This window comes from Amycolatopsis sp. NBC_01480 (assembly GCF_036227205.1).
Lineage (GTDB): Bacteria > Actinomycetota > Actinomycetes > Mycobacteriales > Pseudonocardiaceae > Amycolatopsis.
This window is the reverse complement of record NZ_CP109442.1, coordinates 2,304,382-2,330,916: the sequence shown is the minus strand read 5'-3', so window position 1 is coordinate 2,330,916 and position 26,535 is coordinate 2,304,382. Positions and strand designations below refer to the sequence as shown.

Here is a 26,535-nt window from a genome sequence, read left to right as displayed (position 1 = left end):
CCCCGGGCCGGTCGCCGCCGTCGGTCGCGGAACCGAATAACGGGCTCGCTAAAATCCTTGACGCAGCGAGCCGCTCAGCGGCCGAAAGATCTCGGCGACGTCGGTGGAGGCACTCGTGAGTACCGCGCAGGGGTCCTACCCGGTGCCGGCCGAAGAGCTCGCGCGCTTCGCCCGGCTCGGCCGCGAGACGAGCACGATGACCGTGCTGCGGCACGCCCGGATCGCCGAGCGGATGGGCCTGTCCGGAAGCGATCACAAGGCCCTGGACCTGGTCGGACAATCCGGCGGACCCCTTACCGCAGGCCGGATCGCCGAGCTCACCGGACTGTCCACGGGAGCGGTGACGGGGGTCATAGACCGGCTCGAGAAGGCCGGTCTGGTGCGCCGCGTGCGGGATCTGGAGGACCGCCGGAAGGTGCTCGTGGAGGTCGTCCCCGGCGGCACGGACCGGTTCGCCGGGCTCTTCGCGTCGGCCTTCGACGGGATGAAGGGGATCCTGGAGCAGTTCTCGCCCAGTGAGCGGAAAGTTCTCGAGCGTTATCAGAATGCAATACTCGGCGAGTTACGCGATGAGATCCTCGACAATTCCCGTTTGACATAGCTTTTCCTCAACTGCGGCGATAATCTTCCCGCCATGCCGCAATTTCGGTTGTCCGAGGCCGCTCGGCTCCTCGGCGTCAGTGACGACACCGTCCGGCGCTGGGTCCGGGCCGGTCAGCTGACCGCGACCGACGACGCCGCCGGCCGCAAGGTCGTGGACGGCGCCCAGCTCGCCGGGTTCGCCCGCGCGCAGGCCGTCGGCCTCGAGGACCCGTCGGCGGTCGGGCGCTCCGCCCGCAACCGCTTCGTGGGGCTCGTCACAGAGGTCATCGCCGACAAAGTGATGGCGCAGGTCGAGCTGCAGTGCGGGGCGCACCGCGTGGTGTCATTGATGAGTACCGAAGCCGTCCGCGAGCTCGGGTTGCGCCCGGGCGTCCTCGCGGTCGCCGTTGTGAAGGCGACCACCGTCGTGGTGGAGACCCCGGAAGGAAACAGATGAAGAAGCTCGCCATCGCCGTGGCGGCGGTCGCGTTGTTCGCCGGCGCGTGCAGCTCGAACGACCAGGCCAGCAGCAACCCCAACGCGAGCAGCGCGCCCGCGCCGGCGCCTGGGGGCAGCGGCGGGGGCACCCTCACGGTGTACGCGGCGGCGTCGCTGACCGAATCGTTCAACGCGCTGGGCAAGCAGTTCGAGAGCGCGCACCCGGGCGTCACCGTGAAGTTCGACTTCGAGGGCTCGTCGGCGCTGGTGCAGAAGCTCGACAACGGCGCGAAGGCCGACGTCTTCGCCTCGGCCGACCAGGCCAACATGGACAAGGCCGTGCAGGGCGGCGTGATCGACGGCCAGCCCACGGTCTTCGCCACGAACAAGCTGACCATCGCCGTGGCCAAGGGCAACCCCAAGGGCATCAAGTCGTTCGCCGACCTGGCCAAGAGCGGGCTGACCGTGGTCGTCTGCGCGCAGCAGGTGCCGTGCGGCTCGGCGACGCAGAAGGTGGAGAAGAACACCGGCGTCACGCTCAAGCCGGCGAGCGAGGAGCAGGACGTCAAGCAGGTGCTGGCCAAGGTGCAGTCGGGTGACGCCGACGCCGGCCTGGTCTACGTGACCGACGCGACCTCGGCCGCGGGCAAGGTCGACAAGGTGGACTTCCCGGACGCCGCGGGCGCGATCAACAACTACCCGATCGCCGTCGTGAAGAACGCTCCGCAGGCCGCGCTGGCCAAGGAGTTCACCGACTTCGTGCTCGGCGCGCCGGGCAAGGACGAGCTGACCAAGATCGGGTTTGGCCCGGCCCAGTAAGGGACGGCGACGTGCGGCGGCTGCTCTGCGGCCGCCGCACGCGCGTGTCCCCCTCGTGCTCTGGCTGCCGGCCATCGTCGCGCTGGCGCTGGTCGTGCTGCCCGTCATCGGGCTCCTGGTGCGCTCGGACGTCACCCGCTTCCCGTCGCTCCTGGTCACTTCCTCGTCACTGAACGCGCTGAAGCTGTCCGTCGTGACGGCCGCGCTGTCCACAGTGGCCTGTGTGGTCCTCGGCGTGCCGCTGGCCGTGGTGCTGGCGCGCTCGCGGGTGCCCGGCGTCCGGCTGCTGCGCTCGATCGTGCTGCTCCCGCTGGTGCTGCCGCCGGTGGTCGGTGGCCTCGCGCTGCTGTACCTGTTGGGCCGCAAGGGTTTTCTCGGCATGCTGATCATGACGCTGACCGGGCAGCAGGTGCCGTTCACCACCGCGGCCGTGGTGATCGCGCAGACCTTCGTGGCCATGCCGTTCCTGGTGGTCAGCCTGGAGGGCGCGCTGCGCGGCTCCGGCGACCGGTACGAGCAGGTGGCCTCGACGCTCGGCGCGCGCCCGTGGACGGTGTTCCGCCGCGTGACGCTCCCGTTGCTGCTGCCGGCGCTGGGCTCCGGTGTGGTGCTCAGTTTCGCCCGCGCGCTGGGGGAGTTCGGCGCGACGATCACCTTCGCCGGCAGCCTGGAGGGCGTCACGCGGACGCTGCCGCTGGAGGTCTACACGCAGGCCGAAGTGGACATCGACAGTGCCGTCGCGCTCGCGCTGCTGCTCATCGTGGTCGCGATCGTGGTGATCGCGGTGGCCCGGCCGCGCTCTTGGGAAGGCGGGCTCCGGTGACGCTCTCGGTGCGGCTTTCGCTTTCTCGCGGCTCGTTCGACCTCGACGTCGACTTCACCGTGCCCGACGGCAGTGTGCTCGCCCTGCTCGGGCCGAACGGCTCGGGCAAGTCGACCGTGCTCGGCTGCCTGGCCGGGCTGGTGCAGGCGGGCACCGCGGACATCAGGCTCGACGGCCGGGTGCTGGCCGGCGACGGCGTCGACCTGCCGCCGCACGCCCGCGGCATCGGGCTGCTTTCCCAGGACGCGCTGCTGTTCCCGCATCTGTCCGCTTTGGACAATGTCGCCTTCGCGCCGCGCTCGGCCGGGTCCGGGCGCGCGCGTTCGCGAGAGGTCGCGACGCGGTGGCTTTCGGAGGTGGACGCGGCGGAGTTCGCCGGCCGCCGCCCCAGCCGGCTCTCCGGCGGACAGCAGCAGCGGGTGGCGATCGCGCGGGCGCTGGCCGCCTCGCCGTCGTTGCTGCTGCTGGACGAGCCGTTCGCCGCGCTGGACGTGGACTCGGCCCCGGCCATCCGCGGCCTGCTGCGACGGGTGCTGCGCACGGGCCCGACCACAGTGCTGGTCACGCACGACCCACTGGACGCGCTCGCGCTGGCCGACCACGTCGCCGTGCTGGCCGACGGGCGGATCGTCGAGCGCGGGCCGACCCGGGAGGTGCTGGCCGCGCCGCGGACGCCGTTCACCGCCCGGATCGCCGGGCTGAACCTGGTGGCCGGGGTGGCCGAGGACAACGGCCTGCGCACCGCGTCCGGCCAGGTCGTCGCCGGTCTGCTCTCGCCGGACGCGGTGGTGGGCGAGCCGGCCGTCGCCGTGTTCGAGCCCAGCTCGGTGGCCATCCTCCCGCCCGGCGACGAGCACCGGGGGAGTCCGCGCAACACTGCCGGAGCTGTGGTCGCCGCCCTCGAGCCGCACGGCCCGGTGATCCGGGTCCGGCTGTCCGCCGCGGGCTGGGCCGACGGCCTCTCCGCCGATCTGACCCCGGCGGCGGTCGCGGAGCTGGCGTTGGAGCCGGAGACCGCGGTGACGCTCTCGGTGAAGGCCGCGGCGGTGGCGGTGCACCCTGCGGCGACGGGCTGAAGCCGCGGTCGGCACGGTTTTCGGTGATACGGTTCGGTTGCTCTGCTCCGTGATCAAGAAACGAGGACGGGTGACGGTGACCGAAGGCCGCTGGACCTACCTGACCGACATGGACGGCGTCCTGGTTCGCGAGGAGCACCTCGTGCCCCGGGCGGACGAGTTCCTCGCCGAGCTGCGGGACAACGGGATCAAGTTCCTGGTGCTGACCAACAATTCGATCTACACCCCGCGGGACCTGCGGGCGCGGCTCGAGCGCACCGGGCTGGACATCCCCGAGGAGTCGATCTGGACCTCGGCGCTGGCCACCGCGAAGTTCCTGGACTCGCAGCGGCCGGGCGGCTCGGCGTTCGTGATCGGCGAGGCCGGCCTGACCACGGCGTTGCACGAGGTCGGTTACGTGCTGACCGACCGCGACCCGGACTACGTGGTGCTGGGCGAGACCCGCACGTACAGCTTCAGCGCGATCACCCGCGCCATCCGGCTGATCGAGGGCGGCGCGAAGTTCATCGCCACCAACCCGGACGCCACCGGCCCGAGCATCGACGGCTCGATGCCCGCCACCGGCTCCGTCGCGGCGCTGATCGAGAAGGCCACCGGGCGCTCGCCGTACTACGTCGGCAAGCCGAACCCGCTGATGATGCGCTCGGCGCTGCGGCGGCTCGGCGCGCACTCGGAGTCGACGCTGATGATCGGCGACCGGATGGACACCGACGTCCACTCGGGCATCGAAGCGGGGCTGCAGACGATCCTGGTGCTCACCGGCATCTCCACTCCGGAGTCGGCCGAGCGCTATCCGTACCGGCCCACCATGGTGATCGACTCGGTGGCCGACCTGATCGGGCGAACCATGGACCCGTTCGGCGAAGGCTGACCGACACCGGCCCGGGAGCGGGGCATATCGTCGAATGATGAGCGTCTATGTGGTGGGCGACGTCCACGGGCACCGTGATGCCCTGGCCGACGCGCTCCGCGCCGAGGGTCTCGTCGACGACGAGGGCAACTGGGCCGGTGCGGAGGACCAGCTGTGGTTCCTGGGGGACTTCGTGGACCGCGGTCCGGACGGCGTCGGCGTGATCGATCTCGTCCGTGAGCTGCACGGGCAAGCGCCCGAGGCGGGCGGCTCGGTGCAGATGCTGCTGGGCAACCACGAGATCCTGCTGCTGGGGATGTACCACTTCGGCGACCGGCAGGTGCCGTCCGACTTCGGCCCGCGCAGCTTCGCGCGCAGCTGGGAGATCAACGGCGGCCTGCTGTCCGATCAGGACCGGCTGACCCCGGAGCACATCGAGTGGCTGAGCGAGCGTCCGCTGGTCGCGCTCGCCGACGACCACCTGCTGCTGCACTCCGACACCCTCGAATACCTCGACTGGGGCGAGGACATCGAGGCGATCAACGCCGCCGCGCACGAGATCCTGTCCGGCAGCGACATCGAGTCCTGGTGGGAGGTGTGGCGCCGGATGACCACGCGTTACGCCTTCCGCGGACCGTCCGGCGAGGAGAACGCGCAGAAGCTGTTGGACGCGCTGGGCGGCAAGCGGATCGTGCACGGGCACAGCGTGATCGCCGACCAGCTGGGCATCCACCCGGCGCAGATCGAGCGCCCGTACCTCTACGCCGGCGGCAAAGCGCTGGGCATCGACGGCGGCCTGTTCGTCGGCGGCCCGTGCCTGGTGGTGAAGCTGCCGTTCGAGCCGGAGGACTAGGGCAGGTCCACGATCTCCTTGCCCAGTGGCATCAGTGAGACCGGGACGAGCTTGAAGTTCGCCAGGCCCAGCGGGATGCCGATGATCGTGACGCACAGCGCCACCCCGGTCAGGATGTGCCCGATGGCGAGCCACAGCCCGGCGAAGATGAACCAGATGACGTTGCCGATGGCCGACCCGGCCCCGGCGTCGCCCCGTTCGACCACCGTCCGCCCGAACGGCCACAGCGCGTAGTTCGCGATCCGGAACGACGCGAGCCCGAACGGGATCGTGACGATCAGGATGCAGCAGACGACGCCCGCGAGCAGATAGCCCAGGGCCATCCAGAAGCCGCAGAGCACGAGCCAGATGATGTTCAGCAGCAGACGCATCAGACGTGCAGCTCCCCGCTCACGATGGTGACGGCCTGACCGCGCAGGAGCACGCGGTCGCCCTTGAGTTCGGTTTTGACGATCCCGCCCCGCGCGGAGGCCTGCTCGCCGGTCAGCTCGGTGCGCCCGATCCGCCCGGCCCAGTACGGCGCCAGCGTGCAGTGCGCGGACCCGGTGACCGGATCCTCGTCCACCCCGACGCCAGGCCCGAAGAACCGGCTGACGAAGTCCGTGTGGTGGCCCTCGGCGGTGATCACGAGCCGGCCTTTCCAGAGGGCGCGCAGGGCGTTGAGGTCAGGCTGCGCGTTCCGCACGGCGTCGGCGTCTTTCAGCACGGCGAACAGGTTCTCGCGCCCCCGCCCGGTGAAGGTGATCTTGGTGCCGCGCAGGACCGTGTGGAGGTCGTCGTCGGTCGGCTGGGGCGGATCGGCGGGAAAGTCCAGCTCGACCCAGCCGTCGCGGGCCTCGCAGGTGAGGATGCCGCTGCGGGTTGCGAAGCGCTGGCGTCCGCCGAGCACGTGCGTGGTGGCAACGGTGGCGTGCCCACAGAGGTCGACTTCCGTCATGGGCGTGAACCACCTGAGCGACTTGGGCTCTCGTGCGGCTTGTGCCGCTTGTGCCGTGACGACGAACGCGGTCTCCGGATGCTTCATCTCGGCGGCCACGTCTTGCATCCACCGCGCGTCGGCCGGTTCGTCCAGCACCACGACCCCGGCCGGGTTCCCGGCGAACGGCCGATCGGTGAAGGCGTCGACGAGGTAGAAACGCATACGGGTAAGGATGCCGGACAGATGTGGGCCGCACATCGGGGTTGGCCCCTGATGTTGGGGTCGGGGTTGTTGTGGTGGTTCTGGGGGCGGGTTGTCTGGGGCTGGAGTTGCCCGTGCGCTTTCCAGTGCCCGGCCGTGTGGCTTAGTCGACCGCCTGGCTGCCCTCGCGTTTCCCGATGTCGGGCCGTGCAGTCTTGTCGACTTGGTGGCCACGGTTGCCCTGGGCACTCCGCGGTGTCGTGCCGTGCAGTCTTGTCGGCTGCTGGATTCCGGGTTGCGCTGGCGCTTCCGAGCAATGCTTGAAACCTGTGGATGGCTGGGAAGGGGGCGTACCTTCCCGGTGACCGGATGAGGTTTCCAAGCATGGCCGACGCGCCAACGTCGGCCGGGAAGGCACGACCCGATGCTGAGCGTAGTCCCTGATCCTGCTGCTGGTGATGACGGTGCGGCGGGCGGCTCGTCCGCGTCGTCGATGATCGATGAGCTGGTGCGTGAAGGCGCGCGGCGGATGCTGGCCGAGGCGTTGCAGGCCGAGGTCGAGGCCTACATTGCCCGGTTCGCCGGCGAGCGTGACGAGAACGGGCATCGCCTGGTGGTGCGCAACGGTCACCACGAACCGCGCGAGGTGCTGACCAGCGCGGGCGCGGTCGAGGTGACCGCGCCGCGGGTCAACGACAAGCGCATCGACCCCGACACCGGCGAACGCGAGCGGTTCTCCTCGGCGATCCTGCCGCCGTGGGCACGCAAGACCCCGAAGATCACCGAGGTGCTGCCCTTGCTGTACCTGCACGGCCTGTCCTCGGGGGACTTCGTGCCAGCGCTGGGTCAGTTCCTCGGGTCGGCGAAGGGCCTGTCGGGTCCGGTGATCACGAAGCTGACCGAGCAGTGGAAGGCCGAACAACGCGCCTTCGCCGAACGTGATCTGTCCACTGTGGACTTTGTTTATCTGTGGGCGGACGGGATCCACGTCAACATCCGCCTGGAAGAGCAGAAACTGTGCCTGCTGGTGATGATCGGGGTGCGCGCCGACGGCCGCAAGGAGCTCGTCGCGCTGGCTGACGGGTACCGCGAGTCGGCCGAGTCCTGGGCGGATCTGCTGCGCGATGCCCGCCGCCGCGGGATGCGTGCCCCGGTGCTGGCCGCGGGCGACGGGGCACTGGGGTTCTGGGGCGCGCTGCGGGAGGTGTTTCCCGAGACCCGGGAGCAGCGCTGCTGGTTCCACAAGATCGCCAACGTGCTGGCGGCGCTGCCCAAGTCCGCGCATCCCGGGGCGAAGAAGGCCCTCGCGCAGATCTGGAACGCCGAAGACCGCCGGCACGCCCTGGACGCGGTGAAGGCGTTCGATGCCGCCTACGGCGCGAAGTTCCCCAAGGCCGCCGCCAAGATCACCGACGACATTGACGTGCTGCTGGCGTTCTACGACTATCCGGCCGAGCACTGGATCCACCTGCGGACCACGAACCCGATCGAGTCAACCTTCGCCACCGTGCGGCACCGCACCAAGGTCACCAAGGGTCCTGGCTCCCGCGCGGCGGGGTTGGCGATGGCATTCAAGCTCATCGAAGCGGCCCAGGCTCGCTGGCGCGCGGTCAACGCGCCCCACCTGGTCGCCCTCGTCCGTGCCGGCGCACGGTTCGAGGCAGGCAAACTCGTCGAACGCCCCACCGAACACATCCCACCCGCAGCCGCCTAAAAGATCTTCATCCACAGGTCTTGACTATTGCTCGCGCTTCCCAGCGCCGGGCCGTGTGGCTTTGTCGACCACCTGGGGTCGGGGCTGTCGTCGTCCTTCCCAGCGCCAGGTCGTGCGGTCTTGATGACTGCCTGGGTCCGGGGTGGCCTGGCGCTTCCCGGTGCCGCGCCGTGCAGTCTTGTCGACTCATGTCAGCTGGCCGAGCGGCTCGGGCCGTGGCCGCCGATCGCCCCGAGCACTGGCGCGCCCACCAGCTGTCCAGTCTTCGAACAGCTGGTGGCCCGCGTCTTTCGTGCTGTCAGCCGCCGATCACCGGTGGGGTGATCTTCTCGCCGTCGGGGCCGCGTTCGGGTCGGACCTCGAAGACCTCGTCGGGGTCGACCTGGGTCGGGATTTTGTTCTTGTGTTCCTTGTCTTCTTCCTTCTTCTTGCCGGCGGCGTTGCCCGCGGCTCCGCCCTCGCCCGCTTTGCCGGCTTTGCCTGCGTTCGCCGCGGCGGTGCCCCCGCGTTCGAGCCGCTCGCCGGCAGCACCCTTGCCGGTGCCTTTGCCGGGCTCTTCGACCTCGCCGGGCTTGTACCCGCCACCGGACACGCGGCTGCCCGCGAACCCACCGCCGGACCGCCCGGTCCCGATCCCCGGCCGGCTGCGGGTGATGTCGCCACCCCCGCTGCCGCCGCCACCGGGCGGACCGCCCATCGCCAGCGCGTCGGGGGTGACCCGGCCGAAACCGCCGCCACCGCCGGGGCCGCGGAACCCGCCGCCACCCCCGGGTGGCCCACCGATGTTGCCTGCTCCGGTACTGGCACCGGACCCAGGCGTGTACGACGACCCGGCCCCGCCGGTGCCCACTCCGGGCTGCCCGCCACCAGGCTGGCCGCCCGCCGGGTTGTAACTGCTGCCCCCGGGCGCCCCGACCCCGGACCCGTGCGTGCCGACACCGCCGCCGGAATCGGCGCTGCTGATGTGGGTGCTGCTGTCCGGCGCGCCGATCTGCGGAGGCGGTGTGAAGGAGGGCTGTGTGGTGGCCGTTCCGTGGTACGTGTTGTCCAGCCCTTGCAGGACCTGCACCGCTTGGGCGTGGTCGGCTTGCGCCTGCTGCTGCTTGGCCGCGACGGCGTTCATCGTCTGTGCTCCCGCAGCCGGATTACCGGTCGCGTACTGCACGGTCGCCTTTTCGATTTCGGCGTCTTGATTGAAGCCACTGGGCTTCGGCATGCTCTTCTGCGCGTGGTCCGCGGCCGCAGCCTGCTGGGAGTAGCGGTTGGAACTCAGCTGCGCGGCGCTCGCGGTTTGCGCGGTGTAAGTGGCCGTGTTTTGAAAGAATCCGTGCGCTTGCGAAGCGCCGGCACCTTGCCACTGTGCACCACTCGCGGTGGTCGCTTCATTCGCGGCGTCTGAGATATCGGCGAGCCAGTTTCCCAGCTTGTTGGAGACCCGGCCTTTGGCGTCGATGTCGCCGGCGTCCAAGTCGTTGTGGACCATGTCGTAGAGCGCCTGATGGTCATGGGCCGCGTAGTTCGCGTTCGGCGTAGGCGCGTCGCCACGCGTTGTCTGGCCTTGCAGCAGCTGATCGCCTTGGGAGACCGAATACTGGGACGCAGCCTGCTCGGTCCGCCCCTGGATGCCCTTACTGACATCCGCCTTGTCCTCCGCGCCGAAGTTCTTGAGGCTCTGTTGCTGCTTGCGCTGGGTGTCCGTGTAGTAATCGGCCTCGTACTGGCGATGCTCTGCCGCTTCTACCATGGCTAGTGCTCTCCGTGCAGCTTGGACAGGGCCTGCTGATGCGAGTCTTCGGTGGCGTTGTAGTTCTTACGGGCGATCGCCAGTGCTTCCTTCACCTGCTCGAAGCCGGTTTTCAGCAGCTCGAAATTGGGGATCAAGGACTGCTCGTCGCCGGCAGCGACTTTGACATTGAAATCGGAAACTTGTTTGGCGTAGTCGCTCGAACCCATTTTTGCGCGCCTGAGAAGGAACAGCAACTCTGTGCTCATGTCGCTGTAGCCGTCGAGGAATTTATCGCATACTTTTTGGTAGGCGGCAAAACCCTCTTCGTTTATGGCAAAACTACCGTTCTCTGCCAGTGCTTTGAACTGCTGCGCACCTTCATTGAGTTTTTGTGCCCCAGCGCTGTCCATAGGGTTATAGAGCAAGTTCGAGAGAAAGTTTTGCCCGGCGTCGCCGCTGGGGGCGGCCGCCGGTGGGCCGTCGAACTCGGACCCTGTACTCATCGTGACTCACCTCACCCTTCTGTACACGCTGAGTGCTTGCCTGTCACTCTAGTTCGACTCTCTGGGCCTGTCAGGGGGTTTCAACTAACTGGTGGCCCGCTGCTCAGCTGTTCTTGGGGAGCAGCAGCTCGACGGCTTCCGCTGCTGACCGCGCGAAATCGCAGGCCTGATCAGTCGTCCCAGTGGAGAGGGTGCCGGAGACGGTCACGCGTGACTTCGGTTTTACCTCCATGTCCACTGCGCAGCCGCTGCTGGTACCGAGGTAGCCGGGCTCGAGGATCGCCGCTCGCTCATGCACCGTTCCTGTTTTTGTTTTGGATGGGTCGCCGAGGTCCTCATTGATGGTTCGGCCGTCCTGGAGCATCAGGCCGACGGTGCCCACCTGTGGCTTGGTTGTCGCGCAACTGTGTTCGGGATCGGCAGCCGTGGGTGCCGCTGCGGGGAACCCCTGCCCGGTCAGTGCCTTGTCGAGCGTCGCGCACGGGCTCAGACCTGCCAATGGAGTATCGCTGGTCGCCGATGGCTGGCTGCTCGGGTCGCTGGACACAGGAGCGGGCTGGCCGCCGAGTTTGTCGCTGCAGGCCGTCAAGGCGCACGCGAGTGCCACGACGGAGATGATGGCCGAGAGGCTGCGGATCGATCCGGTCACGGTATGAACACTACGGGCAAACCCTGCCCTGTGGTGTACCGCAGTGCAGGGCTATGACCGTGCTCCGACTTGGATGCCGTCCGGGCCTCAGTGGCCGGCCGCCTTGGCCGAACACCGCGCAACACCCCTTAACACTCTCTCCTTAGTCCCCTCCCGCAGCCTGCGCTGCAAGTGTTCTGGCCTCGGAGCAGATAGTTGTCTTAAAGGACTGATGAGGCGGAGGCTGCTTTTGAGTCTCGGCAGTAGCACCCCTTCTCGGCCTCGGTGCGGTCTCCGGAGGGAAGCGCCCGGAGCGGAGCCCTCAGGTGTTCTTCGGGAGCAGTGGTTCGAGCTTGTCGGCTAGACCTTCGGCTGTTTTGCAGGCTTTGTCGGTGTCGGAGTTGACGCTGACCGAGATCAGTGCGCGTGAGTTGGGCTTCACCTCGATGGCGATCGAACACTGGCCCTTGGCGCCGACGGGTTCGCGCTATTCGACGGCGGCGCGGGGGCCGACTGTGCCGGGGCTGGCCTGGCTGGGGTTGCTGATGTTGTCCTTATAGCTCTGCCCGTCCTGCAGTGACAGCCCGATGTCGAGGTTGTCCTCTGTCCCAGTCGAGGGTTTGGCGGCGTGGCAGCTTCGCTGCGGATCGGCGACAGTCGCGGCCGGCTGCATCCCTTGACCGGCGAGTACTTCGTCGAGGGTCTTGCACGGATTGAGCGCGCCGAGGCCGGTCGAGGACGCCGGTGCCGGAAGAGCAGGCGAGACGCTCGACGGCTGAGCCTGGCCCCCGACGTTGGTGCCACATGCCGTCAGAAACGCTGCCGATCCCACGACAGCGGCCATGATCGTCAAACACCGGATGATCACTGTCTGCCGATTCAGATCTGACACGGCGCCCTCCTGGGCGGCACACCCTGGGTTGCATCTCTGGTGCGGACGCTACGTGCTCTTGGGAAGCAGCGGTTCGAGTTTATCGGCCAGGCTTTCGGCCAGCTTGCAAGCCTACTCAGTGTCGTCGGACGAGACGCCGATAACGGCGCGTGAGTTCGGCTTCACCTCGATTGCGATGTCGCAATCTCCTTTGGCGCCGATCGGCTCGGCTTCTTCGATCGCGGCTCTGGGGCCCACGTTCCCGCCCTTGCCTGACCGGGATTCTGAATGTTGTCCTTGTAGCTTCGGCCGTCTTGAAGGGACAGGCTGATGTCGACGCCTTCGGTACTGCCTTGCGTGTCCTTGTGCGCCCGGCAACTGTGCCGCGCGTCCGCGACGGTCGGCACTGCCGCTGCGAACCGCTGCCCGCTCACCACCTGGTCCAAGGTTGGGCAGGGAGGCAGGTTTTGAGGGGGTTCGACGCGTCGGCTGGTGAGGTGGCAGACGCGGACGATGCCTGCGCTGTCCCGCGGACGTCGGCGGTGCAGGCGGTCAGCGCTGCGCCGGCCAGTGCGGCCGCGGCCAAGACCTTGAAGCGCTTGGGTTCCATCAGCCAGGTTCCTTGTTCCGCGTCGGGAACGGGCCGTTGTGTGCTTTCTCGGCCTCGCGGTAAATCGGGCCACGGGTGAAGCGAGAGCAGGCTATTGCCCAACTCCCCTCAACGCCCACCCTCTTCAATCGTCTCCAACAACCACCGTCGCAGGTGAGAGCCGTCAGAAGGGGTGAACCGCAGCCGTACATCCCCGTCCGGCAGCGTGTCCATGAACGTCAAATACCGTCCGCCGTCCGTATCGACGAACGTGGTAGTCCCGGCCGCACGCAAAGTGCCCTGGCCATGGCGCAGCGAGAGTTCCACCGTGCCATGACGATGCAGCGCCCAGTTCGAGTACGGCGCCAGCGCGTCGCGGTCTCGGCGGCTGGGGCCGGGGGTGTCGCTGGTGAAGTCGCGGTCGGAGTTGTCCGGGAGGTCCGAGCGGCGGGTGGGGCGGTTGTGCTGGGTGATCGTCACCGGGGCGACCGGCAGGGGGGCGTACGGCGGGAACATGCTCAGCACCGTCTCCACCAGACGCTCGGGGCGGACCTGCAGGAAGCGGATGCCGTCGGGCAGGGCCTCCGAGAAGACGCCCAAGCCCTCGCCCGCGCAGGCTCGATACAGCACCGTCCCGCCGGCCAGCTCCGCCGCGCGGACGATGATCAGGACCTCCGGGCGCGTCCAGGCCCGCAGGGTGGCCGCGACCTCGTGGTCCAGCTTGTCCGCGTCGGCGAGGCCGCGGGAGCGCATGGCGTCCCAGGCGGCGTTCGACAGGCGCTCGTGCTCGTCGAGCGTGTAGCCCGCGCTGCGGACCTCGAAGGGGTGCCACGAAGCGGGCAGCCCCGTGCGCCGCACCGCGACGTCGACCTCGGTCCAGCCCAGGGAGAATTCCTCCGGCACGTCACTGATCCCCTCGTGAACGACGAACCCGGAACCGAGGGTAGCGGAACCGGCGCCCCCGCCCGCTGGTCGTGTGGCCCGCGGCTTCCTAGACTCGGCAGGTCGACGAAGACCCGCCACCGGAGGCACCCATGCCCGACGCGCCCGCCCTGCCCAGCTATGCCTCCGGGACCTCCGAAGTCCCGCTCCTGGGCGACACCATCGGCGACAACTTCGACCGCACCGTCGCCGCGTTCGGCGACCGCGACGCGCTCGTGGACCGCGCGGCCGGCCTGCGCTGGACGTACCGCGAGCTGGCCGACGACGTCAACTCCCTCGCCCACGGCCTGGTCGCCACCGGCATCGGCAAGGGCGACCGCGTCGGCATCTGGTCGCCGAACCGCGCGGAGTGGACGCTGCTGCAGTACGCGACCGCCAAGGTCGGCGCCATCCTGGTCAACATCAACCCCGCCTACCGCTCACACGAGCTGGCGTACGTGCTGAAGCAGGCGGGCGTCCGGATGCTGGTCGCCGCCGAGGTGTTCAAGACCTCCGACTACGCCGGCATGATCGAGCAGGTCCGCCCGGACTGCCCGGGCCTGGAGCACGTCGTGCTGCTCGGCACGGACTCCTGGACCTCGCTGATGGACGCCGGCCGCGGCGGCGACCCGGCCGTGCTGGCCAAGCTGCAGGCCGCCCAGTCCGCCGACGACCCGATCAACATCCAGTACACCTCCGGCACCACGGGCTTTCCCAAGGGCGCCACGCTTTCGCACCACAACATCCTCAACAACGGCTACTTCGTCGGTGAGCTGGTCGGCTACACCGAGCAGGACAAGGTCTGCATCCCGGTGCCCTTCTACCACTGCTTCGGCATGGTGATGGGCAATCTCGCGTGCACCAGCCACGGCGCGTGCATGGTGATCCCGGCGCCGGCGTTCGAGCCGAAGGCGACGCTCGAAGCGGTCGCCGCCGAGCAGTGCACCTCGCTCTACGGCGTGCCGACGATGTTCATCGCCGAGCTGAACGACCCGGGCTTCGCCGACCACGACCTGTCCTCCCTGCGCACCGGCATCATGGCCGGCTCGCCCTGCCCGGTCGAGGTGATGAAGCAGGTGATCGACCGGATGGGCATGACCGAGGTGTCCATCTGCTACGGCATGACCGAGACGTCCCCGGTGTCCACGCAGACCCGGGTGGACGATTCGGTGGAGCGCCGCGTGTCCACCGTCGGCCGCGTCGGGCCGCACCTGGAGTCCAAAGTGGTCGATCCGGACACCGGGCTGACGCTGCCCCGCGGCGAGCCCGGCGAGCTCTGCACGCGCGGCTACTCGGTGATGCTCGGCTACTGGGAGCAGCCCGACAAGACGGCCGAGGCCATCGACGCCGCGCGCTGGATGCACACCGGCGACCTGGCCGTGATGGACGACGAGGGGTACCTCAACATCACCGGCCGGATCAAGGACATGGTCATCCGCGGCGGCGAAAACGTGTACCCGCGCGAGATCGAGGAGTTCCTCTACACCCACCCGGACGTCCTCGACGCGCAGGTGATCGGCGTCCCGGACCAGAAGTATGGCGAGGAGCTGATGGCCTGGATCCGCGTGCGCGAAGGCGCCGAGCCGCTCACCGCGGAGGCCGTGCGCGAGTTCTGCACCGGCAAGCTCGCGCGTTACAAGATCCCGCGTTACGTGCACATCGTGGACGAGTTCCCGATGACGGTGACGGGCAAGGTGCGCAAGGTCGAGATGCGCGAGCAGTCCGTCACCCTGCTCGGCCTGGAAGCGGCCGCGGCGGCGAAGCACGCCTGAACCGGCTCGGACGGCCCCATCCGCTGCTCGGCCAGCGGACGGGGGCCGTTCCTCCTCGTCAGGAAGCGGTGGCGGCCGCGGCGGCCTCGGCCAGCGCCTTCTCGTCCTCCTCGCCGAAGGTGTCCTCGAGGCGCTCCGGCGAGTAGTCCAGGTCGATCTGCTCGACGGGGGTACCGCGGGCCGACTCGATGGCGCCCAGCCGGCGCTGCGCGCGGTCGGCGGCGTAGGTGATCAGCTCCTGCGGGTCGTTTTCGAACGGCTCCTCTTCGAACTGGTCGGTGACCCACTGGATCATGTTGAGCGCGTGCGGCAGCAGCTCGCCCATGCGCTGCTGGACGGCGTCCCACAGCGAGTCGTCCGCCGCGACGTGGCGGCGGCAGGTGAAGGTGCCCCACGCCATGTGCCGCCGCTCGTCGTCGCCGATGCGGCGGACCAGCTCCTGCATGCCGGGCAGGATCTGGTGCTGCGTGCAGATCAGCTGCCACGAGTAATAACCGGTGAGCGCCAGGCTGCCCTCGATCACGTGGTTGTACGTGACGCTCGCGCGGATCTGGTTGAGGGGACTGGGATCGTCCTCGAGCGCGCGCAGCGAATTCGGCAGCTCCTCGTAGAAAAGCTTGCGGTAGTGCGGGTTCTCCGCGACGTACGGGTGCAGGTCGGCGTCCAGGCCCACGGCGTCCATCCAGCGCCGGAACACCTCGACGTGCTTGGCCTCCTCGAAGCAGAACTGCGTGAGGTACATCTCGTCGCCGAACCGGCCGGTGGACGACATCGCCCGCATGAACGGCTGGATGTCCTCGGTGACGGCCTCCTCGCCCGCGATGAACTGCGCCACCAGGTACGTGGTGGACCGGCGCTGCTGCTCGGTCAGGCTCTCCCAGCCCTCGCGCTCCCGGCTGAAGTCGAGGTCGGCCGGGTTCCAGAACTTCTTGTTGCCCTTGACGAACAGGCGCAACGGGAACGAGTCCCAGTTGAGCCCGCCCTCGCGCAGCGAGGAGAACCCCGTGCGGAGCTCGGGCAGTGTCTCGGTCATGACTGGCCCCTTCGTGTCACTCCGTTGTGGACGAATCGGTGGTGTGGACGAACCGGTCGACGGCGGGGGCCAGCACCGCGAGCACGGCGTCGGCGGCCTCCACCGCGGTATGGGTGGGCAGCACCAGGTGGCTCAGCGAAAGGCGCACGACCGTCTCCGCCAGCAGCGCGGCGGATTCGGGCGAGAGCGCGGGCTCGAGTTCGAGGTACTGCTCGGTGGCCAGGTCGGTCGCGGCGCTGAGGATCGGCTCGCCCCGGCTGGTCAGCAGGGGCAACAGGTCTTCCGCCGCGTCGGTGCCGAGCGCGGCGGCGACGAGACGGTTTTCCCGGGCGTGCTCGACTGTGTAGACCACGGCGAAGTGGATGCCGTCCAGCAGGTCGCCGGCGTCGGCGAAGCGCTGCCGGATGCCGTCGAGGAACTCCGAAGTCGTGCGCAGCGCGACAGCCTGGGTGAGCGCCGCCTTGTTGCCGAACTCGTTGTAGACGGTCTGCCTGCTCACCCCCGCGCGCGCCGCCACGTCGGCCATGCGCAGCGCCGCGTGACCGCGGTCGGGGAGCAGGTCCGCGGCCGCGTCGAGCAAGGCCTCCCGCAAGGAAGCCTTGGTGCGCTCGGTGAAGCTGGTCACAGTGCCAGCTTGACATAGAACGTCCTGGTGTCAAGAACCTTTACCGCTCCCGATCGGATGTACAGCGGTGGTCAAAACCTGTCGGTGGGTCCGGCTACCGTGGCGGGTGTGGGCATCACGGTGGGGTTCGACCTCGACATGACACTGATCGATCCGCGGCCGGGCATGGCCGCGGCGATGAACGCGCTCGGCGCGGAGTCCGGCCTGCGGCTGGACGGCGACAGCTTCGCCGCCAACCTCGGCCCGCCGCTCGACGACATCCTGCGCGGTTTCGAGGCGCCGGAGGAGCGGATCCCGGGGCTGGTCGACCGGTTCCGCGCGCTGTACCCGGAGATGGTCGTGCCGATCACCGTCGCGCTGCCGGGCGCGGCGGAAGCGCTTCGGGCGGTGCGCGCGGCGGGCGGGCGCACGCTGGTCGTCACGGGCAAGTACGGGCCGAACGCACAGCTGCACGTCGACGCGCTGGGCCTGGAGGTCGACGACCTCGTCGGCGAGCTGTGGTCGACCGGGAAGGCGGAGGCCCTGCTGGCCCACGGCGCCCAGGCCTACGTCGGCGACCACCTCGGCGACATCCGCGGCGCCCGCGCGGCCGACGCGATCGCGGTGGCGGTCGCCACCGGGCCGTGCACGCGGGAGGAACTGGCCGCGGAGGGGGCGGCGGTGGTGTTCGAGTCGCTGGAGGAATTCCCGGACTGGTTTGCGCGGACGTTCGCCGGGACTGCCGCTTAGCCGAGGCCGACGGTGAGGCGCGGGCTCGCCTGACGGTCTGGGCGCCTGGGCCGTTGAGGCGTGCCTCGCTGACGCGGTTGATGGCCTGGGGCCGACTGGCTGGCGCGGGTGATCGCCGGGCGGACGGGGTCGGTCAGCGCGCGTCGCCGGGCAGACGGGATCGCCGCTGGGCGAAAGCGGGCGTGTCGACGATCACCTTTGGCGGCGGGGAAACCAGGCCGGTACCGAACACGAGCGGCGGCCGGGTCTCGATGCCGCACGGCCGGTCGCGACAGCTAGCCGCGTCGGCCGGTCATGGCAGCGCAGTCGCGACGGCTAGCCGCGACGGCCAGTCACGGCAGCCCAGCTGCGACAGTGAGCTGCGACCGCCGGTCACGGCAGCCCAGCTGCGACAGCTAGCCGTGACAGCCAGCCGCGACGGCCGGTCGCGGCAGCCCAGTCGCGGCAGCGAGCCACGTCAGCCCAGTCGCGAACCTCAGCCGTGTTTGCCGGCGCGGGCTTCGCGGACCAGGGCGATCAGGCCGAGCAACAGGCCGAGCGGGGTGACCACCCCGGCGACCGCGCTCAGCCACACCGGCAGGTTCTCCAGGCCGGCGGCGAACATCACGAACACCGCCAGCACGGCGAGCATGCCGATGGCGAAGAGGCCGATGCCGATCCGCATCAGGATCGGTTTGCCGGTAGCGGCCACGGCGGTCTCCTTCGTAACGCTGTCCATGGCGCTGAGCGTATCCGCCGTATCCGCTTCTCCCCAGAGCATGTGGCGAGATACGCTAGGCGGCACGCGCGCCCTGGGTACGCCCGGGGCGCGTTCGTCGTGAGCAGGACAGCAGAAGGACTGGTGAGGGAAGTGCCGACCGGCAAGGTCAAGTGGTACGACGCGGAGAAGGGGTTCGGGTTCGTCACGCAGGACGGCGGAGCCGACGTCTACATCCGCAAGGCCGCGCTGCCGCAGGGCGTCGAGGGGCTCAAAGCCGGGCAGCGGCTGGAGTTCGGCGTCGCCGACGGCCGTCGTGGGCCGCAGGCGCTCTCCGTCCGGCTGCTGGACCCGCCGCCGTCCGTGGTCGAGGCGCGCCGCCGTCCCGCCGAGGAGCTGCACGGGCTCATCGAGGACATGATCAAGCTGCTCGAGCTGAAGGTGCAGCCGGACCTGCGGCGCAACCGCTACCCGGATCGCAAGCACACCAAGCAGATCGGCGAGATCATGCGCGCGGTCGCCCGGGACCTGGATCCCTGAACCGCCACACAGACCGAAAACGGGCCCGCTCGCTCAGCGAGAGGGCCCGTTTTCCTGCGCACCGCGCTCAGGCGGGGCGCACCTGCAGCGACCACAGCGCGGTGGTGATCGGCTCCGCGTCGTTCGGGTCGCCGGTGCGGCTGATGACGGTGGCCTGCGCGATCTCGACCACCACGATCTGGTCGTCCTTGGCCGGGGGCGCCGCGGTGTACGCGTACCGGTCGCGGGAGGTGATGATGTCCTCCTTCAACGGCAGCGGCTGGCCCTTGCCGTTGACGTACTGCACGGTGATCTTCCACGGCGTCTCGGCGACCTCCTTGGGCACCGAGACCTGGACCGGGCGGCCCGGCCGCACCTTCAGCGTGCCCGCCGCGCCCGGGTCGGCCGCGCAGACGCCGGTGGTGATGTCGCAGTTGCCGATCGGGCCGACGCGGATCGTGTGCCCGTCGGCGTAGAAGGTCACCTCGGCGGGTCCGGGCGCGGAGCAGCCGGCCACGGCGAGACCACCGGCCGCGAGCACGGCCACCACACGGGAACGTCGCATGATTCGAAGGTTACCGGCGGGTCCCCGGCACGCCCTGCGCGGGGAAGCTGCCCGTCGGCTCCGGGCGCAGCGGCCGGTCGCCGCCGAGGCCCGGGATCAGGGAGCTGCCGCGGCGCACCAGGTACGTCTGGACCAGCCCGACCGCCAGCACCACGGTGACCACCATGAAGCCGATCCAGTACGTCGGGGGCAGCAGCAGCCCGACCGCGCCGCCGAAGCACCACGCCAGCTGCAGCACGGTTTCCGACCGGCCGAACGCCGACGCGCGCGACTGCTCCGGCAGGTCCTCCTGGATCACCGCGTCGAGGCTGATCTTCGCCAGCGCGCTCGCCGTCGAGCCGACCAGGCCGACGATGGCCGCCGTCGCGAGCCCGGGCAGCAGCGTCGCCACGAGCGTGGTCACCACACAGGCCGCCACGCAGAGCACGACCACCTGATCCGGCGAGCCGAAGTGCAGGCGCGAGCCCAGCGCGTTGCCGATGAAGCCGCCGGCCCCGGCGGCGGCGCCGATGATGCCGAGCAGCAGCAGCTGCATGAACGGGCTGTGCCCGGCGCCCTCGGTCTGCGCCTTGACCGCGAACGCGGCGAACATCATCAGGAAGCCGGTCAGCACGCGCACGGAACCGTTGGCCCACAAGGCAACCACGATGTGCCGGCCCATCGGCTGGCGCTGTTTGCGCGCCTTGGGCTCCGGCCGGGCGGACAGCGACGTCGGCACCTCGCCCTCGGTCACCTCGACCCACGACGGGATCCGCATCGACTGCACGGCCGCGGCCCCGCAGATCAGCGCCGTGAACCACAGCGCGCCCGAAGCGCCCCAGAGGCCGTTGACGCCGCTGGCCAGCGCGCCGAACACACCAGCGGCGACCAGGCCGAACACGGTGATCCGGGCGTTGGTCTTCGACAGCGTGATCTCCGGCGGCACCACCCGCGGGGTGATCGCGGCCTTGAGCACGGTGAACGACTTGGACAGCACCATCATGCCGAGCGCGGCGGGGTAGAGCAGCCAGTCGTCGAAGTGCAGTGCCATCACCACGGCCATCAGGCCCTGGCCGATCGACGCCACGCACATGGCGAGCCGGCGGCCGTGCTGGATCTTGTCCAGCGCCGGCCCGATCACGGGCGCCACGAGCGCGAACGGCGCGATGGTGATCAGCAGGTAGAGCGCCACCTTGCCCTTGCTCTCACCGCTGGTGGCGGCGAAGAACAGGGTGTTCGCCAGCGCGATGGCCATGGCCGCGTCGCTGGCGTAGTTCAGCATCACCGCGTACATCAGCGACGTCAGGCCGGACTTGTCCGCGCCGTCGGCCTTGGTGGCGCGCTGGAACATGCCGATGGCCTGGCCGCTGAGCTGACGGCTGCGCAGCGCGGCGACCCGCGTGACGGTCAGCTTCTTCGGCAGCCGCGGGATCGAGCCCGCGCCGGGCACCGCCGTGGTGCGAAGGTCCTCTTCGCGATCGGCGTCCGGGTCGACGCGGGGCTCACCCGCGTAACCGCCGGTGTCGTAGTGCTCGTACTCGTCGCTGCGGGGCCGATCGTCGTAGTGGCCGCGCGGGCGCACGGGCTCGGTGCGGTGGTCCTGCGGCGGGAACGGCCGGGCTCCCCGCGGTGGCGGCGGCCGTCGCCCGCCGGGGACGGCGGTGGTCGGGGGCTCGGCCGCGGGGTGCGCGTCGTCGTAGAACCGGCTGCCGCGCGGCGGGTCTGCGGCGCGGCGGGCGTCCGGGGAGACGCGCGCCTGCGGGCCGTCGGCGGCGAAGCGCTCCGGCCGTGGCGCGTCGGCCGGGACGGGCTGGGGACGGGCCCGGGCCGGGTCCGCGGCGAACGGATCCGGTCGCACGCGGGTCCGGTCCGCGGGAATGTGGTCCGGCCGTGCCCGCGGCGGGTCCGCGGGGATGCGTTCGGGTCGCGCTCTCGGGGCCTCGGGCGGGAGGTGCTCGGTGCGCGGGGCGGCGGGCACGTGCTCAGGCCGCACGCGCGGCGGCTCGACCGGGTACTCGACCCTCGTGGGCTGCATCTTCGGGGCCTGCTGGTCCGGCGGCGGGGACTCCCGCCAGGAGCGGGCCTGCGCGGCGCCGGGCTCCGGCGTCCACCGGCGCTTGGACTTCCGGCCGCGTCCCTGGCCCGGCCGGCCGGAGCGCGTGCCGTCGGGTTCGGAGCGGGAACCGAAGAGTGCCACCTGTCAATCCTGCCTCATCCGGGCGGCGTTCCGCCCGATCACGGGCCTTTTGGTGCGGATTCGGGGACGAACCTCACCCAGAACATCGTCGGCCACAGCTTCCCCGTGACCAGGAATTCGTCGGTGCCCGGGATCGCGGCGATGCCGTTGAGCACGTCCTCGCCGGGCTCGGCCGGGGTGCGCAGGCCGCCCGCGTCGATGCTGCCGGTGACCTGGCCGGTCTTCGCGTCGATGCGCAGGATGGTGCCGGTTTTCCACACGTTCGCGTACACCGTGTCGCCGACGCATTCGAGCTCGTTCAGCTGGTCCACGCCGACGTCCACACTGCCGGTGACCGCAAACGTCTGCGGGTCACGGAAGGTGAGCGTCGACGACCCGTTGCTCATCACCAGCCGGCCGTCGGGCTGGTGGCACAGGCCCCAGCCCTCACCCTCGAACGGGACCCGGCGCAGCTCGGCGAGGGTCTTCGAATCACGCTCGATGGCGAAGCCGTCCTGCCAGGTCAGCTGCCACAGCTTCGGCCCGAGCACGGTGACGCCCTCGCCGAACAGCGGCGACGGCAGCGCCACGCGGGCGGTCGGCGCCTGCCCGGCCGGGCCCGCGGTGAGCGCCGACTGCCCTTCGAGGCCGCGGCTCTCGTACAGCGTGGTGCCGGAGAACTCGAGCCCTTCGGTGAACGCGGAGGTGTCGTGGGGCAGCGTCCCCAGCACTTGGACGGTCAGCTGCTCGGGCTGCGCGGCCGGCGCCGCCTGGGTGCCCGCGCAGCCGCCGGCGAGGGCGAGCGCCAGCAGCGGCCAGATGATCGGGTTTCGCACTAGAACAGCCTGGCACGGGCGGCGCGGATGCGTGCGGCACAATTGGGGGCATGACGCTGCTGTTGACCCTGGACGACGGCTCGATCCACCGCAAACTCGCCGACGCCGCCGACGTGGCGCGCGCCGCCGTGCTGGCGGACGCCCCCGCTGACCAGGTCGGCGAGCACGCCGGCGTCGAACGGGAGGACGCCGTCTCGGCGAGTCACCTGTTCAAGGCGTCGGTGCCCGGCTATCTCGGCTGGCACTGGTCGGTGACGGTCGCGCTGGCCGGCCCGGACGAGCCGGTGACGGTCAGCGAGCTCGCGCTCGTCCCCGGCCCGGACGCGCTGGTGGCGCCGGCCTGGGTGCCGTGGGAGCGGCGGGTCCGCGCGGGCGACCTCGGCGTCGGCGACATCTTCCCGGTGGACAAGGACGACGCGCGCCTGGTGCCCGCGTACCTCCAGTCCGACGACCCGGCCGTCGAGGAGGTGGCGCACGAGGCCGGCCTCGGCCGCGTCCACGTGCTGTCGCGCTTCGGCCGGCAGGACGCCGCGGCCCGCTGGCACGACGGCGAGTTCGGCCCCCGCTCGGACATGGCCCGCAGCGCCCCCGGGACCTGCGGCGCGTGCGGCTTCTTCGTGCCGCTCGCGGGCTCCCTGCGCGGTTCCTTCGGCGGCTGCACCAACGACATCTCCCCGGCCGACGGCCACATCGTCGACGTCGAGTACGGCTGCGGCGCGCACTCCGAGGTCGAGGTCGAGATCACGTCTTCGATCCCCGTCGCGGAACTCGTGTACGACGACTCGCTGCTGGACTTCGCTGCGGTACCGGTACCGGCTGTCGCTGCTTCGGAGGCTGAGGCGCCTTCGGACTCGGCTCCGGCCGAGACGGTCGCGGAGGCCGAAGAAGCGGTGGCCGAGGAGACGGTCGCCGCTGAGACGGTTGAACCGGAAGCCGCTGCGGCGGTCGCCGTGGAAGAGGTCGTCGAGGAGACGGCTGTCGCGGAAGAGCCTGCTGCTGCGGAAGAGGTCGCCGCGGAGGAAGAACCCGCTGTCGCGGAGGAGCCCGTTGTAGCTGAAGAGGCTGCCGTGGTCGAGGAGCCTGCCGTGGTGGAAGAGGTCGCCGTGGTGGAGGAGCCCGCTGTCGCGGAGGAGCCTGCGGCAGTCGAGGAGTCTCCCGTCGCCGAAGAGGCTGTCGTGACCGAAAACAACGTCGAGAGTTCCGAAAACGCCGGTGACGAGCGCGGCTGAGCGGGATCCGTTCGGGACTGAGCGGTTGCGCGCGGCGATGCTGCGCGCGTGGCTGGACTCCCCGACACGGTTCACCGAGGACACCAACGCCGAGCGGGACCTGCGGGTCGGGGCGTATCGGGATCGGCTGTTCGTCGAGCTGGCGCAGAACGCGGCCGACGCGGCGTTCGCGGCCAAGACGCCCGGGCGGGTCCGGGTGTCTGTTGTGGACGGTGAGTTGCGGGTGGCGAACACCGGCGCCCCGCTGGACACCCGCGGGGTCGAGTCGCTGGCTTCGCTGCGGGCTTCGGCGAAGGAACAGCAGGACACGGTCGGACGATTCGGTGTCGGGTTCGCCGCAGTGCTGACCGTCACCGACGAGCCGCGGGTGGTTTCGACCACCGGCGGGGTCGCGTTCTCCGCCGGGCGCACGCGGCGGGAAGCGCGGCGGGACGGCGAAGTCCCGGTGCTGCGCCTGCTCTGGCCGACCGACGAGCAACCGCCCGCCGGGTACGACACCGAGGTCCGGCTGCCGCTGCGCGACCCGGAATCCGGCAAAGCCCTGCTCGACGGCCTCGCCGCCGAGATCCCGGACCTGCTGCTGGCGCTGCCGTGGCTGGCGGAGGTCGACGTCGACGGCCGGGTCTGGACGCGCAGCGGCGACCAGCTCGTCGAGATCCGCGGCCCGGGCGGCGACCGTAGCTGGCTGACGCACGAGGGCTGGGCCATCCCGGTCGACTCCGATGGCGTGCCGCTGCCGCTGGAGGAGGACGTCCTCCACGCCCCGACCCCCACCGACGACGCGCTTTCGCTGCCCGCGCGGCTCATCGCGCCGGTGCCCGTCGAGCCGTCACGGCGGCGCGTGCTGCCCGGCGCGGCCCTGACCGCGGCGCTGGAGGCGGCCGCGAAGGACTACGTCGGCCTCGTCCGCGCGATCCCGGCGGAGCACCGTTTCGCGCTCGTCCCCGCCGCCGGGTTCCCTCGCTCCACAGTGGACGCTCAGCTGCGCGACCTGGTTTTCGCCGTGCTGTCCGAAGAGCCTTGGCTGTCCACCGAGGACGGCGCGGAGATCAGCGGGCGGCAGGCGCGGGTGCTCGACGTGGACGTGCCCGGGCTGCCGCCGCTGCTGGCCGACCTCGTGCCCGGGCTGGTGCCCGCCCCGCCGGGCGCGGCCCGCGTGCTCAAGCCGGTCTCGGCTCAGCCGCTCACCATCGAGGACGTGCTGGAGCTGCTGACCGGGATCAGTCGTGAACCCGAGTGGTGGCACCGGCTCTACGCGGCGCTGGCGATCGCGGTCGACACGCACGACGTCTCGCCGGCCCAGCTCGACGGCCTGCCCGTCCCGCTCTCCGACGGCCGCACCCTGCCCGGTGCGCGGGGCGCGCTGCTCGTGGACGGCTCGAACGAGCTGCTCGCGCTTCTGTCCGATGTGGACGTACCGGGCCTGCGCCTGGTGCACCCGACGGCCGCGCACCCGTTGCTGGAACGCCTTGGTGCCAAGCATGCCGACGCCCAGCAGCTGCTCGAAGCCGACCAGGTGCAGTTCGCAGTGGAGCGCAGTGTCGAGGACGTCCGGTCCGGAATGGACGGGATGAACCTCGCCGGCGCCGTGCTCCGGCTGATCGCCGAGTGCGGGGACCAGGCCCCGGACTGGGCGGGCGCGCTCGCGCTGCCCGCCGAGGACGGCTGGCGGCGCGCCGACGAGCTCGTGCTCCCCGAATCACCGCTGCTGGACGTCTTCGACCCGGAGGTGTTCGAAGAGGACGGGGCGATGTCCGTCCTCGACGACGAGTTCGCCGAGGACTGGCCCCAGTCCACTTTGGTCGCCACCGGGGTGCTGGACTCGTTCGCCGTGGTCCGCGACGAGGATCCGCACGAGCCCGACCACGGCCTGCCCGACGAGGAGTCCTGGTGGGACTCGCTGGAACGGCCGCCGCTGACCGTCGCGGCGATCCGCGACCTCGACCTGGTCGCCGACGACGCGTGGCCCGCCGCGCTCCGGCTGCTGGCCGCCCGGCCCGAGACCTGGCAGGCGCTGCACACCCCCGACGGGCACGCCCGCTGGTGGCTCGCCCGGTACGCGCTGCTGGCCGGTGAGGCACCGGGCTCGTGGCGGCTGCCCGAGGCCGCCGAGCTGACCGGGCTGTACGACGAGGTGCCCGATCTGGGCCTCAGTGAAGACCTTCTGCTCGCCGCCGGCGTCCGGACCGGACTGGGTCTGTCTACTGTGGAGGACGCGGCCGATCTGCTCGACCGGCTGGGTGACGCCGGCCGCACGCTCGCGCCGGGCCTGGCCGCCCGGGCGCACCGCGCGCTCGTGGAGTCCGATGTGGACGTCGAGGAGCTGGGCGCGCCGGTCCGGGTCCGCGTCGCCGACGGGTCCGTGGCCGAGGCCGAGCAGGCCGTGGTCCTCGACGTGCCCTGGCCCGCCGCGGCGCTGGACGCCGCCCGGATCGTCGCCGCGACCGAGGAGCCCGAGCGCCTGGCCGAACTGCTCGACCTGCCGCTGGCCTCCAGCCTGACGGCCGAGGTCACCAGCGACGGCGAGTACGTGCTGTGGTCCGACCTGCCCGCGTTGCGGCTGGTCGCCGACCAGCTCGGCCTGGTGCTGCCGGACGGCGGCCCGCTGCTGCACGATTCGCTGACCGTCACGCTGGACGGCTCGGACCACGACGTTCCGTGGTGGACGGACGGGCGGCTGCACGCGGCGGACACCTCGGAGGGACTGGCGCGGGCGTTCGCCTGGGCCACCGGGCACTGGGCGGAGCGTTACCGCATCACCGCGCTGCTCGACGACCCTTCGCCCCGCACCCTGCTGAACTAGAAGGACTCGTGAGTGGCTATGACGGTTCTAACCGTCATAGCCACTCACGAGTCTTCAGC

At 70.3% G+C, this 26,535-nt stretch carries 26 protein-coding genes; 13 read left to right on the top strand and 13 right to left on the bottom strand.

Features of this window, described 5'->3' with window-relative positions; all coding sequences use genetic code 11:
* Positions 1 to 142: 142 nt before the first annotated feature.
* From OG371_RS11035 to OG371_RS11005, 7 genes are all read left to right on the top strand, one after another.
* A complete protein-coding gene (locus tag OG371_RS11035) occupies positions 143 to 601 on the top strand; it encodes a MarR family winged helix-turn-helix transcriptional regulator (protein WP_329068193.1) in 459 nt (152 codons plus the stop codon).
* A gap of 33 nt (positions 602 to 634) precedes the next feature.
* Positions 635 to 1,039 carry a TOBE domain-containing protein gene (locus OG371_RS11030; RefSeq protein WP_091617316.1) on the top strand — a complete coding sequence of 135 codons (405 nt, stop codon included), beginning with the start codon at positions 635 to 637 and terminating at the stop codon, positions 1,037 to 1,039.
* The gene (modA, locus tag OG371_RS11025; RefSeq protein ID WP_329068190.1) at positions 1,036 to 1,839 is read left to right on the top strand and encodes a molybdate ABC transporter substrate-binding protein; all 804 of its coding nucleotides are present in this window, start codon (positions 1,036 to 1,038) and stop codon (positions 1,837 to 1,839) included. The genes OG371_RS11030 and modA overlap by 4 nt, the downstream gene beginning before the upstream one ends.
* Positions 1,840 to 1,894: 55 nt before the next feature.
* The gene (locus tag OG371_RS11020) at positions 1,895 to 2,662 is read left to right on the top strand and encodes an ABC transporter permease (RefSeq protein ID WP_329068188.1); all 768 of its coding nucleotides are present in this window, start codon (positions 1,895 to 1,897) and stop codon (positions 2,660 to 2,662) included.
* The gene (locus tag OG371_RS11015; protein ID WP_329068187.1) at positions 2,659 to 3,738 is read left to right on the top strand and encodes a sulfate/molybdate ABC transporter ATP-binding protein; all 1,080 of its coding nucleotides are present in this window, start codon (positions 2,659 to 2,661) and stop codon (positions 3,736 to 3,738) included. The genes OG371_RS11020 and OG371_RS11015 overlap by 4 nt, the downstream gene beginning before the upstream one ends.
* A gap of 76 nt (positions 3,739 to 3,814) precedes the next feature.
* Positions 3,815 to 4,609, top strand: coding sequence for an HAD-IIA family hydrolase (locus OG371_RS11010; protein WP_329073004.1), 795 nt, complete (start codon positions 3,815 to 3,817; stop codon positions 4,607 to 4,609).
* A 37-nt stretch (positions 4,610 to 4,646) separates the two neighbouring features.
* A complete protein-coding gene (locus OG371_RS11005) occupies positions 4,647 to 5,441 on the top strand; it encodes a metallophosphoesterase family protein (protein ID WP_329068185.1) in 795 nt (264 codons plus the stop codon).
* Here the strand turns inward: OG371_RS11005 and OG371_RS11000 are convergent.
* Together OG371_RS11000 and OG371_RS10995 are read right to left on the bottom strand one after the other, a co-directional pair.
* Entirely contained in the window at positions 5,438 to 5,812 is a 375-nt protein-coding gene (locus OG371_RS11000; protein WP_329068183.1) for a YccF domain-containing protein, read from the bottom strand. The two genes, OG371_RS11005 and OG371_RS11000, sit on opposite strands and share 4 nt — an antisense overlap.
* The gene (locus tag OG371_RS10995; protein WP_329068182.1) at positions 5,812 to 6,582 is read right to left on the bottom strand and encodes a PhzF family phenazine biosynthesis protein; all 771 of its coding nucleotides are present in this window, start codon (positions 6,580 to 6,582) and stop codon (positions 5,812 to 5,814) included. Before OG371_RS10995 ends, OG371_RS11000 begins: the two co-directional genes overlap by 1 nt.
* 403 nt (positions 6,583 to 6,985) lie before the next feature.
* Between OG371_RS10995 and OG371_RS10990 the strand changes: the two genes are divergently transcribed.
* Complete coding sequence (locus OG371_RS10990; protein WP_329068180.1) at positions 6,986 to 8,275, top strand: IS256 family transposase; 1,290 nt, start codon at positions 6,986 to 6,988, stop codon at positions 8,273 to 8,275.
* A gap of 298 nt (positions 8,276 to 8,573) precedes the next feature.
* On the opposite strand, the gene OG371_RS10985 is transcribed toward OG371_RS10990, so the two are convergent.
* The 5 genes from OG371_RS10985 to OG371_RS10965 form a co-directional block, all read right to left on the bottom strand.
* Positions 8,574 to 10,019 carry a hypothetical protein gene (locus OG371_RS10985; RefSeq protein ID WP_329068177.1) on the bottom strand — a complete coding sequence of 482 codons (1,446 nt, stop codon included), beginning with the start codon at positions 10,017 to 10,019 and terminating at the stop codon, positions 8,574 to 8,576.
* A 2-nt stretch (positions 10,020 to 10,021) separates the two neighbouring features.
* On the bottom strand, positions 10,022 to 10,504 hold the full coding sequence (locus tag OG371_RS10980) for a hypothetical protein (RefSeq protein WP_329068175.1): 483 nt from the start codon (positions 10,502 to 10,504) through the stop codon (positions 10,022 to 10,024).
* A 103-nt stretch (positions 10,505 to 10,607) separates the two neighbouring features.
* Positions 10,608 to 11,153: a hypothetical protein gene (locus OG371_RS10975; protein ID WP_329068173.1), complete on the bottom strand. Its 546-nt coding sequence runs from the start codon at positions 11,151 to 11,153 to the stop codon at positions 10,608 to 10,610.
* 466 nt (positions 11,154 to 11,619) lie between these two features.
* Positions 11,620 to 12,024, bottom strand: coding sequence for a hypothetical protein (locus tag OG371_RS10970; protein WP_329068171.1), 405 nt, complete (start codon positions 12,022 to 12,024; stop codon positions 11,620 to 11,622).
* A gap of 697 nt (positions 12,025 to 12,721) precedes the next feature.
* The gene (locus tag OG371_RS10965; protein WP_329068169.1) at positions 12,722 to 13,495 is read right to left on the bottom strand and encodes an ESX secretion-associated protein EspG; all 774 of its coding nucleotides are present in this window, start codon (positions 13,493 to 13,495) and stop codon (positions 12,722 to 12,724) included.
* Between the two features lie 131 nt (positions 13,496 to 13,626).
* Between OG371_RS10965 and OG371_RS10960 the strand changes: the two genes are divergently transcribed.
* Positions 13,627 to 15,285, top strand: a complete 1,659-nt coding sequence (locus tag OG371_RS10960) for an AMP-binding protein (protein WP_329068167.1) — start codon at positions 13,627 to 13,629, stop codon at positions 15,283 to 15,285.
* 58 nt (positions 15,286 to 15,343) lie between these two features.
* On the opposite strand, the gene OG371_RS10955 is transcribed toward OG371_RS10960, so the two are convergent.
* Positions 15,344 to 16,318 carry a R2-like ligand-binding oxidase gene (locus OG371_RS10955; protein ID WP_329068165.1) on the bottom strand — a complete coding sequence of 325 codons (975 nt, stop codon included), beginning with the start codon at positions 16,316 to 16,318 and terminating at the stop codon, positions 15,344 to 15,346.
* A 16-nt stretch (positions 16,319 to 16,334) separates the two neighbouring features.
* The gene (locus OG371_RS10950) at positions 16,335 to 16,943 is read right to left on the bottom strand and encodes a TetR/AcrR family transcriptional regulator (RefSeq protein WP_329068163.1); all 609 of its coding nucleotides are present in this window, start codon (positions 16,941 to 16,943) and stop codon (positions 16,335 to 16,337) included.
* A 108-nt stretch (positions 16,944 to 17,051) separates the two neighbouring features.
* On the opposite strand from OG371_RS10950, the gene OG371_RS10945 reads away from it, so the two are divergent.
* Positions 17,052 to 17,672 carry an HAD family hydrolase gene (locus OG371_RS10945; protein ID WP_329068161.1) on the top strand — a complete coding sequence of 207 codons (621 nt, stop codon included), beginning with the start codon at positions 17,052 to 17,054 and terminating at the stop codon, positions 17,670 to 17,672.
* A gap of 475 nt (positions 17,673 to 18,147) precedes the next feature.
* On the opposite strand, the gene OG371_RS10940 is transcribed toward OG371_RS10945, so the two are convergent.
* Positions 18,148 to 18,390: a hypothetical protein gene (locus OG371_RS10940; protein ID WP_329068159.1), complete on the bottom strand. Its 243-nt coding sequence runs from the start codon at positions 18,388 to 18,390 to the stop codon at positions 18,148 to 18,150.
* A 132-nt stretch (positions 18,391 to 18,522) separates the two neighbouring features.
* Between OG371_RS10940 and OG371_RS10935 the strand changes: the two genes are divergently transcribed.
* Positions 18,523 to 18,909, top strand: coding sequence for a cold-shock protein (locus tag OG371_RS10935; protein ID WP_247025487.1), 387 nt, complete (start codon positions 18,523 to 18,525; stop codon positions 18,907 to 18,909).
* Positions 18,910 to 18,976: 67 nt separating this feature from the next.
* Here OG371_RS10935 and OG371_RS10930 read toward each other — a convergent pair whose 3' ends face one another.
* The 3 genes from OG371_RS10930 to OG371_RS10920 are packed head-to-tail and all read right to left on the bottom strand — an operon-like array spanning position 18,977 to position 22,444.
* Complete coding sequence (locus tag OG371_RS10930; protein ID WP_329068157.1) at positions 18,977 to 19,453, bottom strand: DUF2771 family protein; 477 nt, start codon at positions 19,451 to 19,453, stop codon at positions 18,977 to 18,979.
* Positions 19,454 to 19,463: 10 nt separating this feature from the next.
* Complete coding sequence (locus tag OG371_RS10925; protein WP_329068155.1) at positions 19,464 to 21,629, bottom strand: MFS transporter; 2,166 nt, start codon at positions 21,627 to 21,629, stop codon at positions 19,464 to 19,466.
* Between the two features lie 38 nt (positions 21,630 to 21,667).
* Positions 21,668 to 22,444 carry a glutaminyl-peptide cyclotransferase gene (locus OG371_RS10920; RefSeq protein ID WP_329068153.1) on the bottom strand — a complete coding sequence of 259 codons (777 nt, stop codon included), beginning with the start codon at positions 22,442 to 22,444 and terminating at the stop codon, positions 21,668 to 21,670.
* 50 nt (positions 22,445 to 22,494) lie between these two features.
* Between OG371_RS10920 and OG371_RS10915 the strand changes: the two genes are divergently transcribed.
* Both OG371_RS10915 and OG371_RS10910 read left to right on the top strand, forming a co-directional pair.
* Positions 22,495 to 23,673: a DUF3027 domain-containing protein gene (locus tag OG371_RS10915; protein WP_329068151.1), complete on the top strand. Its 1,179-nt coding sequence runs from the start codon at positions 22,495 to 22,497 to the stop codon at positions 23,671 to 23,673.
* A gap of 37 nt (positions 23,674 to 23,710) precedes the next feature.
* On the top strand, positions 23,711 to 26,476 hold the full coding sequence (locus OG371_RS10910; RefSeq protein ID WP_329073002.1) for a sacsin N-terminal ATP-binding-like domain-containing protein: 2,766 nt from the start codon (positions 23,711 to 23,713) through the stop codon (positions 26,474 to 26,476).
* Positions 26,477 to 26,535 lie beyond the last annotated feature (59 nt).